7 protein-coding genes and 1 other RNA gene are annotated in these 11,688 nt (G+C 59.3%); 1 reads left to right on the plus strand and 7 read right to left on the minus strand.

Annotated elements, in window-relative coordinates; genetic code table 11:
* Window positions 1-4: 4 nt before the first annotated feature.
* Both N018_RS16775 and ffs read right to left on the minus strand, forming a co-directional pair.
* Window positions 5-1,129, minus strand: a complete 1,125-nt coding sequence (locus N018_RS16775; protein WP_024647635.1) for a mechanosensitive ion channel family protein — start codon at window positions 1,127-1,129, stop codon at window positions 5-7.
* A gap of 258 nt (window positions 1,130-1,387) precedes the next feature.
* Window positions 1,388-1,484: signal recognition particle sRNA small type (ffs, locus tag N018_RS26660), an RNA gene on the minus strand.
* Between the two features lie 226 nt (window positions 1,485-1,710).
* Here ffs and N018_RS16780 point away from each other — a divergent pair.
* The gene (locus N018_RS16780) at window positions 1,711-2,199 is read left to right on the plus strand and encodes a GNAT family N-acetyltransferase (protein WP_024647630.1); all 489 of its coding nucleotides are present in this window, start codon (window positions 1,711-1,713) and stop codon (window positions 2,197-2,199) included.
* 53 nt (window positions 2,200-2,252) lie between these two features.
* On the opposite strand, the gene N018_RS16785 is transcribed toward N018_RS16780, so the two are convergent.
* The 5 genes from N018_RS16785 to N018_RS16805 form a co-directional block, all read right to left on the minus strand.
* On the minus strand, window positions 2,253-3,419 hold the full coding sequence (locus N018_RS16785; protein WP_025390278.1) for a zinc-binding metallopeptidase family protein: 1,167 nt from the start codon (window positions 3,417-3,419) through the stop codon (window positions 2,253-2,255).
* A 346-nt stretch (window positions 3,420-3,765) separates the two neighbouring features.
* The gene (gene ligA / locus N018_RS16790; protein ID WP_025390279.1) at window positions 3,766-6,129 is read right to left on the minus strand and encodes an NAD-dependent DNA ligase LigA; all 2,364 of its coding nucleotides are present in this window, start codon (window positions 6,127-6,129) and stop codon (window positions 3,766-3,768) included.
* A 130-nt stretch (window positions 6,130-6,259) separates the two neighbouring features.
* On the minus strand, window positions 6,260-7,123 hold the full coding sequence (gene zipA, locus N018_RS16795) for a cell division protein ZipA (RefSeq protein ID WP_024647453.1): 864 nt from the start codon (window positions 7,121-7,123) through the stop codon (window positions 6,260-6,262).
* A 251-nt stretch (window positions 7,124-7,374) separates the two neighbouring features.
* A complete protein-coding gene (smc, locus tag N018_RS16800; protein ID WP_025390280.1) occupies window positions 7,375-10,863 on the minus strand; it encodes a chromosome segregation protein SMC in 3,489 nt (1,162 codons plus the stop codon).
* 4 nt (window positions 10,864-10,867) lie between these two features.
* The gene (locus tag N018_RS16805; protein WP_024647451.1) at window positions 10,868-11,527 is read right to left on the minus strand and encodes a GntR family transcriptional regulator; all 660 of its coding nucleotides are present in this window, start codon (window positions 11,525-11,527) and stop codon (window positions 10,868-10,870) included.
* Window positions 11,528-11,688: the final 161 nt, after the last annotated feature.

Raw genomic sequence — 11,688 nt, forward strand, 5'->3', positions numbered from 1 at the left:
GGCTTTACGCGTTCGCGTCGGCAGCTTCCAGCGCGGTAGGCCGTGAGGTTTTCACGGGTGGCAAGGACGCCACATACACCGTGCGGGACGGGAATGCGAAGCGCACTTCCATCTCGGCGAAGGCTTCCATGATCTCGAGATTGATCGCCTGCTGCACATCCATATAGACGTTGTAGCTGGGGTCGAGCACGATGAAAACGGTCTCGAACTCCAGCGATGTCTCGCCAAACCCCCGGAAATGCGAGCGGTCGAAGCGCGCTAGCTTTTGCGCATTGATGATCGCCTCGACTTTTTTTGGCACTTCCCGAATCTGATCGACCGAGCAGTCATAGGTCAGCCTGAAGTCGAACACAATGCGCCGCTCCTGCAAGCGTTTGTAGTTCTGGATGGTGTTGCTGATCATGTCCGCATTGGCCATCACAATCTGCTCGCCGCCCAGACTGCGAATGCGCGTGGTCTTCAGACCGATATGCTCCACCGTACCCGCCAACTCCCCAACAACAATGAAATCGCCGATCTCGAACGGCTTGTCCACCGCGATGGACAGCGAGGCGAACACATCACCCAGAATGTTCTGCACCGCCAGTGCCACTGCGATGCCGCCCACGCCGAGGCTGGCCACGAACGCCGTGATGTTGACCCCGACGTTGGACAGCATCGCCATGACCACCGTGGCCCACAGCAACACTTTCGCGCCCCACATACTCAACGTGGCAAGGGCACTGCCCTGAAACGTCCCACCCGCGTTGTGACGGATGAAGTAACGCTGCAATGCCAGCGCAATCGCCCGGTTCGCCCACAACCCGACCTGCAAGGCTGCAACCACGAACCACAGGCTGCTGACCCGTCCCAGCCAGCGCTCGGGCAAATCGAGCATGCCGACCCCGATCAAAATCGACGCCAGCAGCAACAAGGTATTGCTGGTGCCCGACAACACTTGCACGACGATGTAGCGCATATGCGTAGTCGGCGCATCCGGTCGCGAACGCATCTTCCTGAGTACAAAACCGATGACACCCCTGACCAGAATAAAACTCAGGGTCGAGGCGAAAATGGCGAGTATCCAGTTAGCGAGCGAAATGCCCAGAAATTGCGAGTCTGTGAAAAATCTGATGATGTCCTGTTCCATCCGGCCCCCGGCTCCAATGCTGCGAGACGCCTGACCGAAAAGCCCGTGACACCCGCAGCGACCTGAATTGCCCCTTGCCGTAAAACGGTTTCAAGCGACGCGTAAGAGGGTTAGGTGGCGTGTGGGAGTGAGGGTTCAGTCGGATTGGCGGGTGACTTGGCCAACGCGGAACACTGCACAACGCTGAGTCTTGAAGATGAACAATATGTGAGGGTGTTGCTGCGTCGAGGACCGACTTGAGATTCGTTAAGGTGGTAACCCCACCAGCCACACCCCGGCACACAATGTTCCCGCTGTGGCTGCTTCCTTCCGGATCTGACCAGGTTCACGGGTAATCGTTGCGGGGGGACCGATAGGGTCACCATAACGACACTCACCAGTTGGCGAGCCGCGCCATTGTACCGGTCTTGCGCGAGTTTACAACCGTTGTCCCGGATAAAAATTTCGATAGCGCTCAAGCACTTGTGTGCGGGGGCTGAAACGGGAATCCATGTTCGCCGGTGGCGCTGCAAATCCTCGAAACACCCCGTGATGATCAGGTACTCTGCGCGCCTCAACACTCATCAGCCAGCAGGTTGCTCATGCAGACTCGATTGGTCGGCTACGAAGATCTCACTCCCACCCAGTGCCAGCAACTTGAACAGCTGGAGGTCACGCAGGAGCAGACGCAGTTCTCCGGCGACATTTACACCGCACTCAATACCCTGCTGGTTAACCCCAATCCGAACGTGCGTGGCTTTGTGCTTCTGGCGGATGAGAGGCCGGTCGGTTTTTTCCTGCTCAAGCGCGGCGACTGTCTGCCGCATTGGGCTCAGGAAGACCTCGCTGCGACGCTGCATGCGCTGCAGATCGATCGTCGTGAACAGGGCAAGGGGTTGGGTAAGGCGTGCCTGCAAGCGCTGCCTGCGGCACTTAAGCTGAAATGGCCGGACATCACGCAGTTGATGCTGTCGGTGGACGCGGACAACAGCGCTGCCATCGGGCTTTATGTGGGTCAGGGCTGGATAGACACTGGTGAGGCCTATCGCGGGCGGATCGGCTTTGAGCGAAGGCTGGTGCTGACGCTCTGATGCAGCTATTGAACAGTGCCTGACACATTGGCGTTTCAGGCACTGCGCGGTTGTTACTGAGCCTGCAAGACCTCGTCAGCCTTGCCGCCTGCATCCTGAATCACCAGATGGATGAAGTGCAGCTTGGCAATCACTGCTGGCGGCAGGACGAACGGATAGAAATCCGGCTGACCCATGCTGCGTGACAGTTCGTTGAGCATGCTCGCCAGTTCGATCCAGGCGTTGACGAACGACAGAAACGCCGGGCCGCCAGGGTGCTGCGGATCGTAAAGCACTTCCAGCGGGAATGGCTGGTAGTCGAGTTCCATGTCGCGGGCGCTCATGCCAAAACCCAGCGCGGTATCGACCGCATCCATCATGTGCAGGTAGTGAGCCCAGGTTTCGGCCCAGTCTTCCCACGGGTGCATGGTGGCGTAGGCGCTGACGAAGCTTTCCTGCCAGTGGTCGGGCGGGCCGTTCTTGTAGTGATGATCGAGCGCGTCGGCATAGCTGGCACGCTCGTCGCCGAACAGGTTGCGGTAGCCATCCTGCCAGCGGGTATCGGCAATCAACCGATCCCAGTAATAGTGACCGACTTCGTGGCGGAAGTGGCCGAGCAAGGTGCGATACGGTTCGTGCATCTGCACACGCATCGCTTCACGGTGCGCATCGTCGGCTTCTTCGATGTTCAGGGTGATCAGGCCATTGGCGTGGCCGGTGGTTGGCAGCTTGCCTTCCAGATCGACGCCGACAAAATCGAAAGCCAGGCCGGTTTCTTCGTCAAGGCTCTTGGGGATGACGTTCAGCCCCAGGGAGATCAATTGCGCGACCAGACGACGCTTGGCAGTCTCGACCTTGCGCCAGCGCTCGCCATTTTCGGCAACAGACAGGTCGGGAATGGTGCGATTGAGGCTGCAAGCAACGCAGAACTCACCCGCGTTATGTTCCGGGAACAGCCAGTTGCAGGCTGCCGGGGTATCGAGGTTGGCGCAACGCCGATACAGCCCGGCACCCGGCTCGTCACTAAGACGCCAGATGGTCGGCACCGGGCCCGCTTCAAGCGTAGCGACACGTCCCTGCTCTGGCAGGTAGCCCAGCGCTGCCGAACAGGCGAGGCATTGGGAATTGGGGAAAAACACCGACTGGCCGCAAGTGCATTGCCACACCTTGCTGTTACGTTTGGTCTCGCCAATAAATGGGGCGGTAATACGTGAACTCAATTGCTCGAAAAAGCGATACATGGCGATCTCCCGGTGACCTTGCATGGACTAGATCATGCCGACGCTTCAGGGGTTCAAAATATTATCGGGCGGCATGCATGGAACGTATTGACGGCATATTGTTGGTCTAAAACGGTGCACCAGGAGCGTGTGATGCGGAGTATCAGGAATGAGATATTTGTAACTCTCGTGCCAATGCTCCGTGTTGGAATGCTGTTCAGGACGCTCCGCGTCCCTGTTTGCGACGCAGAGCGTCGAGAAAGGCATTCCACTGGAGCGTCACTCAAGATCGGACGCAGAGCGTCCAGAACTACATGCGACGCGGAGCGTCGCATGATAATCAGGGCATACTGAGCGTCGGCCTTCCTCAATCAACCTCCACGCCCAGTTCGGTCAGGCGTTTGAGCAGCGCGTCTTCGTCCAGCACGGTCAGCCCCAGTTCGTTGGCCTTGGTCAGTTTCGAGCCGGCACCGGGTCCTGCGACGACGGTGTGGGTCTTGGCCGATACCGAGCCAGACACCTTGGCTCCGAGGCTTTCAAGTTTTTCCTTGGCGACGTCGCGGCTCATGCGCTCCAGCGAACCGGTCAGCACCCAGGTCTGCCCCGCCAGCGGCAAGCCTTCTACTGCTTTCTTCTCACTGCGCCAATGCATGCCGAAGTCTTTCAATTGAGCTTCGATAGCGCGGGCGCGCTCGGCGTTGGTGCTGTCGTCAAAGAAGTCGCGCACCGATTTGGCCTGCTTCTCCGGCAGCGCCTGGCGCATGTCCAGCCAGTCGGCGCTGATGATTGCTTCCAGCGTGCCAAATTTCTCGGCCAGCTTCTGCGCAGCGCCCGGCCCTACCGACGGAATGTGCAGCTTGTCGATCAGCCCTTCCAAGGTGGTACTGGCGGCAAATTCGGCACCCAGTTCGCCCTGATCCTGAAGTTGCAGTCCGCATTCGCCGAGCAGCGCGTCGATGACGTTGCGGTTGTGCTCGTCCTCGAAAAAGCTGTGAATCTCGTGAGCCACTTCCAGACCAACATCCGGCAGATAGGTAAGCACTTCCGGTAACGCCTGCTTCACGCGATCCAGAGACGCCAGCGAACGCGCCAGCACCTTGGCCGTCTCCTCACCTACGTCAGGGATGCCCAAGGCATAGATGAAGCGCGCCAGGGTCGGCTGCTTACTGTCGGCGATTGCCTTGAGCAGCTTGTTGCTGGAGATGTCAGCAAAGCCTTCCAGATCAATGATCTGCTCGTATTTCAGCTTGTAGAGGTCGGCAGGCGAGCCGATGAGCTTTTCATCGACCAGTTGCTCGATGGTCTTGTCGCCCAGGCCTTCGATGTCCATGGCGCGACGCGACACGTAGTGAATGATCGCCTGCTTCAACTGCGCACCGCAGGCCAGACGCCCGACGCAACGGTACACCGCGCCTTCGCTGACCGTTTCCTTGCCCTTGCTGCGTTTGATCAACTGCGTGCGCTCGACTTGCGAGCCGCACACCGGGCAGGTCTGCGGCACCTCGACCGGTTTCGCGGTCTCCGGGCGACGCTCGACCACCACCTGCACCACCTGCGGAATCACGTCGCCAGCGCGACGGATGATCACCGTATCGCCGATCATCAACCCCAGCCGCGCCACTTCGTCCATGTTGTGCAACGTGGCATTGGCGACCATGACGCCCGCAACCTTGACCGGCTTGAGACGCGCAACCGGCGTCACTGCGCCGGTACGGCCAACCTGAAACTCAACGTCCAGCAGCTCGGTCAGTTCTTCCATCGCCGGGAATTTGTGGGCAATGGCCCAGCGTGGCTCACGGGCACGAAAGCCCAGTTCGCGCTGGGCCGCCAGGCTGTTGACCTTGAACACCACCCCGTCGATCTCGTAGCTGAGCGACAGACGTCGCTCACCAATGTCCTTGTAGTAGGCCAAACACTCCTCGACGCCATCAGCGAGCTTCAGTTCGCGGCTGACCGGCATGCCCCATTTTTTGAGCGCGTTCAGCACGCCAATATGGGTGTCGGCGATTTCTGCCGACGTCTGGCCAAGGCCATAGCAGCAGAATTCCAGCGGCCGGTTGGCGGTGATCTTCGAGTCCAGCTGACGCAGGCTGCCAGCGGCGGCGTTACGCGGGTTGGCGAAGGTCTTGCCGCCGACTTCCAGCTGGCTGGCATTGAGCCGCTCGAAACCGGCCTTGGACATGAACACTTCGCCGCGCACTTCCAGCACATCCGGCCAGCCCTTGCCTTGCAGCTTGAGCGGAATGTTGCGCACCGTGCGCACATTGACGCTGATGTCTTCGCCCGTGGTCCCGTCGCCACGCGTTGCCCCGCGCACCAGCGCCCCGTCGCGATACAGCAGGCTGACCGCCAGACCGTCCAGCTTGGGCTCGCAGCTGTACTCGACCTTGTTGCCCGCGCCGAACAGATCACCCGCAGGCAAATCCAGTCCCTCGGTCACCCGGCGGTCAAACTCGCGCAGGTCATTCTCTTCGAAAGCGTTGCCCAGGCTGAGCATCGGCACTTCATGGCGCACCTGAGTGAATGCCGACAATGCAGCGCTGCCCACCCGTTGCGTGGGGGAATCCGGGGTCACCAGATGCGGATTGTCTGCTTCAAGGGCCTTGAGTTCGTGGAACAGGCGGTCGTACTCGACATCCGGGATGCTTGGCTCATCCAGAACGTGATAGCGGTAATTGTGCTGATCCAGCTCTGCACGCAGTTCGAGGATTCGGGTTTCGACGGCCTTCATACGAGTGTTCTCTCAAAAAGCAAAAAAGCAGCCGAGGCTGCTCATCTGTTGGTTCTGTTCTATGGCGATCCAGCTCCCCTTGAAGACACGCCAGGGCGCGATTTCAGCCAGGGAGCTATCCAGAAAGCGCTTAGACGCGACGCTGGGTCAGCGCACGGCGCTCGAACTCAACGATACGCTGGCGGTAATGCTCGATGGTCTGCGCGGTCATGACACTGCGCTGGTCATCTTTCAGTTCGCCATCAAGCTCGTGGGCCAGTTTGCGAGCTGCTGCAACCATGACATCGAAAGCCTGTTTCGGATGACGCGGACCTGGCAAGCCAAGAAAGAAGCTGACTGCACGGGTGCTGAAATGGTCGATATCGTCGAGATCGAACACGCCAGGCTTGACTGCGTTGGCCATCGAAAACAGTACTTCGCCGTTGCCTGCCATGCTTTCGTGACGATGGAAAATGTCCATCTCGCCGAAACGCAGACCGCTTTCCAGAATGTTCTGCAACAGCGCAGGGCCTTTGAAGCCGCCTTCGCTGCGCGAGATCACGCTGATGACCAGTACTTCTTCGACCGGAGGCAGGTCTTTGTCTTCAGTGATGCGCTGGGCAGGTTTGTCATCCGGGAAATCATCGTCGTGCGCCGTGAACAGGCTTGGGCCGTCGACATCCAGATTCAAGTCGCCCTGCTGCGGCTCATCCTTGCGTTTCTTGTCACCACCGCGTTTCTCACTGCCGCGCTTCTTGTCACGCGGGCTGGCGCTCATCGACGGCAGATCCTGCTCGTCCAGTTGCGGCTCTTTGTGAGTATCCAGCACACGGGGCGGCCCCAGCACTTCGGCCGTCGTCGGTTCCTCTTCCTCTGGAAGATTGGAAAAGCTGCGATCCAGCCTGAATTTCAATTTACCTTTGCTGCCGCGCATACGGCGCCAGCCATCAAAGAGAATACCGGCGATGACTATTATGCCGATGACGATCAGCCACTCGCGCAGACCGATTTCCATGTAATCCAGTGCCTCTAATGAAGAAATCTGAAAATAAGGGCCTAAACCCCTTTAATACGTGGTGCCAAGTCTATGTTCTGACTGGCATTTTGCCCACGCGAAAATAAAAAAGTGGTCACTAAACTAGCACGACCAAAGGCAACTTTACACCGTCTGTTACGTCTCTTTGTTGCCCGAAGTGCCATCTACCGCACAACCGTGACATTTTCCGGCTTTTTCACGGGATTTTCCCCGCGCCAGCGAACGTTCACTCAGGCATCCACCAGCGCCATGGCCTCTTCCACATCCACGGCCACAAGCCGCGAACAACCGGGCTCATGCATCGTCACCCCCATCAGTTGATCAGCCATTTCCATGGCGATCTTGTTGTGAGTGATGTAAATAAACTGCACCGTTTGTGACATTTCTTTCACCAAACGTGCATAGCGGCCCACGTTGGCATCATCCAGCGGCGCATCAACCTCATCGAGCATGCAGAACGGTGCAGGATTGAGCTTGAAAATCGCAAAAACCAGCGCCAGTGCAGTCAAGGCTTTCTCTCCACCCGACAGCAAATGAATGGTGCTGTTTTTCTTGCCAGGGGGCCGCGCCATGATTGTCACCCCTGTATCGAGTAGATCTTCGCCTGTCAGTTCCAAATAAGCGGAGCCTCCACCGAAAACTTTCGGAAAAAGTGCCTGAATTCCGCTGTTTATCTGATCGAAGGTATCCTTGAAGCGATTTCGGGTTTCCTTGTCGATCTTGCGGATCACGTTTTCCAGCGTGTCGAGCGCCTCCACAAGATCGGCGTCCTGCGCATCCAGATAGCGTTTGCGCTCGGATTGCTGCTGGTATTCGTCGATGGCCGCAAGGTTGATCGCGCCCAGCCGCTGAATACGCCCGGCGATGCTTTCCAGTTGCTGCTCGGCGGCCTGTTCGCTGGCCTCCGGGGTCAGCGTGGCCAGCACGCCGTGCAAGTCGTAGCCATCTTCGTGCAACTGGTCCTGCAAGGCCGTACGGCGCACGGTCAACGACTGCCATTCCAGCCGTTGCTGCTCCAGCTGACCGCGCAGCAATTGCGACTGCTGCTCGGCCTGGGTGCGGCGCTTCTCTGCTTCACGCAGTTCCCGGTCGGCGTCTTCCAGGGCATTCTTGGCGACGCGCATTTCATCATCGACCACCATGCGCCGTTCGAGCAGCTCTTCAAGCTTGAGGCGCAGTTCTTCAAGCGGTGCTTCGCCCTCCTCCAGATTGAGGCTGAGCTGCTCGCGTTTTTCGGTAAGCCGTTCGGACTGCATACGCAGGCGCTCAAGCGCCTGACGCGTCGAATCGTATTGCGCCTTGATCGAACCCAGACGCACCGCCAGTTGATGACTGTGGTCCTTGTGCTGGCGCGCATCCTGACGTATCCGGTCCAGGCGCTCGCGCAGCGAGTCACGCTGGGCCTGCAGCACTTCGCGCTGCTCAGTGTCCTGCGCCATGGCGTCCAGCGCGTCCTGCAATTGCAGGCGCGACTCGCCAAGCTGTTCATGCTCGGCAGCGCGCTGCTCGGCCAGCTCGGCCAGTTCTTCGTCAAGGCGCGTGCGGCGCAGGGTCAACTGCTCGACCTTGACCCTGGCCGCTGACAGTTGCGCCTTGAGTTCGCTTTGCTGACGGGTTTCATCCTGCACACGACGGCGCAGTTGCTCACGGGCTTCTTCCTGCTGTGACTGTTGCTCGCGCAGATTCAGCAGTTGCTCTTCCAGCGTTGCCAGCGTCGCTTCGCGTTCGTCACGCTCCAGCCCTAGTTGCTGCAATTCCTGAGCACGCGCCAATACACCGCTCTGTGCTTCACTGGCGCGTCTGACCCGCAAAAAATGCCGCCCGACCCAATAGCCATCCCGGCTGATCAGGCTTTGTCCTGCACCCAATTGCGCGCGTCGCGCCAGCGCTTCGTCGAGATTCTCGACCGGAATCACCTGCCCCAGCCAGGCTGACAGATCAACCGTACTGTCGACTTTCTCAAGCAAGCTGCCGGCCACGCGCACGTTGTCCGCACCGGCACTGAGCAGGCGCAGGTCGCCTTGTTCGAAGCTGGCCAGATCAAGCCCGTCAAAGTCATCGACCAATACCGCCTGCAAGTCGGCACCCAGTACGGTTTCCACGGCCAGTTCCCAGCCTGCCTCGACACTCAGCCCTTCGGCCAGACGCGGGCGCTCGGCCAGTTGCTGGTCGCGCAGCCATTCGGCGGTGCCGGTATCTGGATCGAGTGCCGCCTGTTGCAGTGCCTCCAGCGAAGCCAGTCGGCCATTCAGGCGTTGCAGTTCGCCCTGCGCCTGCTGCTGCGCCTGACTGGCGTTTTGCAGCGCGTCGCGCAATTGCTCCAGACGCTCGACCGCCTGCTCCTCGCCCATGTGCAGTTCTTCAAGGGTCAGGTCGCGGGTGGCGAAGTCTTCACTCAGCTCAAGAATGGCCGCGTCTTCCGGATCGGCCGCCAACAGCTGACGCTCCTCCCCCAGACGTCGCTGGCGCTCGGCCAGACGCTCAATGCTCTGTTCCAGCTGCTGAATACGCGATTGCTGAACCTGCGCCTGGCGCTGCGGCTCGGCGGATTGCTGATTGAAGACGTCCCACTTCTCCTGCCAGCCCTGCATGGCGGCTTCGGCGTCTTCCAGCGCAATGGCTGACTCTTCGGCGGCAGCACTGGTCATTTCCTGCTCGGGCTCAAGCATTTCCAGCTCTTCACCAAGGGTAGCGAGCAACGTGGTGTCGTGCCCCAGGTGGGATTCGGTTTCCTGGCGCGCGCGTTCGGCTTCGTGCAGGTCGTCCTGCAATTGGCGCAGACGCTGCTGGCCGTGCTGGATGCTCTGTTCGACACGGGCAATGTCGCCGCCGACCGAATAGAAGCGCCCCTGCACCAGATTGAAGCGCTCGGACAAATCATGATGGCCGTCGCGCAGGCGCTCGATGCTGGCGTCAGCGCTACGCTGATCTGCCACCAATGCTTCGAACCCGACTTCCTGATTGCCGATTACCGCTTCGCGCTGACCGACCTGCTCGTTCAACGCCTGCCAGCGCAAGGCCGACAGTTGCGCCTTGAGCTGACGCTCTTCGGCCTTGTATTCCTGATACTTCTCGGCGGCTTGAGCCTGACGGTGCAGGCGCTCCAGCTGACGCTCCAGCTCTTCGCGAAGGTCGGTCAGACGCGCCAGATTCTCGTGGGTGCGACGAATACGGTTTTCGGTTTCCCGACGTCGTTCCTTGTACTTGGAAATCCCGGCAGCTTCTTCGATGAAGTTGCGCAGGTCTTCAGGCTTGGCTTCGATCAGCTTGGAGATCATGCCCTGCTCGATGATCGAGTAGCTGCGTGGCCCCAGGCCGGTGCCGAGGAAGATATCGGTAATGTCACGACGACGGCATTTGGTGCCGTTGAGGTAATAGCTGTTCTGACTGTCGCGCGTCACCTTGCGGCGAATCGAAATTTCCGCGTAGGCCGCGTACTCGCCCACCAGAGTGCCGTCGGAGTTGTCGAACACCAGTTCGATGCTGGCCTGGCTGACCGGCTTGCGGCTGGTCGAGCCATTGAAGATGACATCGGTCATCGACTCGCCGCGCAGGTTCTTGGCTGAGCTTTCGCCCATGACCCAGCGCACGGCGTCGATGATATTGGACTTGCCGCAACCATTGGGGCCGACAACGGCCGCCATGTTGCTGGGGAAGTTCACCGTGGTGGGGTCGACGAAAGATTTGAACCCCGCCAGCTTGATGCACTTCAGGCGCACGGCGTCAGCCCGCTGCCAGAGCGGCCAGCACCAGCTGGCAGCTGCGCTGACAGTAGCTGACCAGCACGACACGAATCTTCGGAATATCCCGCGCCACCACTGCGCCAAGCAATTCGTCGAACAACGCCAGGTAGTCGCCCATATCGGCCTTGCGTTGCTCGAGCGCAAGGAAATAGCTGCGGCTCATGGAAGGCTGCAGATTCTCGACGGTTTCCTCAAGGTACGGGTTGTTGGCGAACGGATAGGCTGCGCGCATCACATTGAAGCTCTCTTCGACGAATGCATTGACGTCCTGCTGCTCGAAACTGGCCTTCAGACGCTGTTGTATCTGCATGAACGGCGCAAGATCCTCCTCGGTCGTCCAGCGCTCGACCACTGCGTTGGCCAGCAGAATGTACAGCTCTCTCATCATGCAGCACAGGCTGGTGACATTGTGCGCGTTGAGCACTGTCACCTGTGCGCCACGTCGCGGCAGGATCGCCACCAGATGGCGGCGCTCCAGAATCAGTAATGCTTCGCGCACGGAGCCACGGCTGACGTTCAACGCCTGCGTGACTTTTTGCTCCTGGATACGCTCTCCAGGCTTGAGCTCACCGCGAATGATCCGCTCGGCAAGGTGATGAGCGATTTGCTCAGCGAGGCTGTCCGGTGCCTTGAACGTCATGACTATCCTTCAAAAAGACCAGTGTTGCTGCTAGCCGCGAAGTGTATCGCAACCGGCATGAGTGGCGCAGGGCCATAAACGCGGAAAATGACACGAAATGAGCAAAAACCTTGTACATCGTCCGTCAGATGATGCAAGAACCATGCAGCCTTTAATTGGCA

It is taken from the genome of Pseudomonas syringae CC1557 (assembly GCF_000452705.1).
GTDB lineage: Bacteria > Pseudomonadota > Gammaproteobacteria > Pseudomonadales > Pseudomonadaceae > Aquipseudomonas > Aquipseudomonas syringae_F.

Excerpts from the sequence above, each read along its gene's own strand:
- N018_RS16805 (WP_024647451.1), bottom strand. The coding sequence starts at position 11,527 with ATGACGTTCAAGGCACCGGACAGCCTCGCTGAGCAAATCGCTCATCAC.
- ligA (WP_025390279.1), bottom strand. The coding sequence starts at position 6,129 with ATGAAGGCCGTCGAAACCCGAATCCTCGAACTGCGTGCAGAGCTGGAT.
- zipA (WP_024647453.1), bottom strand. The coding sequence starts at position 7,123 with ATGGAAATCGGTCTGCGCGAGTGGCTGATCGTCATCGGCATAATAGTC.
- N018_RS16775 (WP_024647635.1), bottom strand. The coding sequence starts at position 1,129 with ATGGAACAGGACATCATCAGATTTTTCACAGACTCGCAATTTCTGGGC.
- N018_RS16785 (WP_025390278.1), bottom strand. The coding sequence starts at position 3,419 with ATGTATCGCTTTTTCGAGCAATTGAGTTCACGTATTACCGCCCCATTT.
- N018_RS16780 (WP_024647630.1), top strand. The coding sequence starts at position 1,711 with ATGCAGACTCGATTGGTCGGCTACGAAGATCTCACTCCCACCCAGTGC.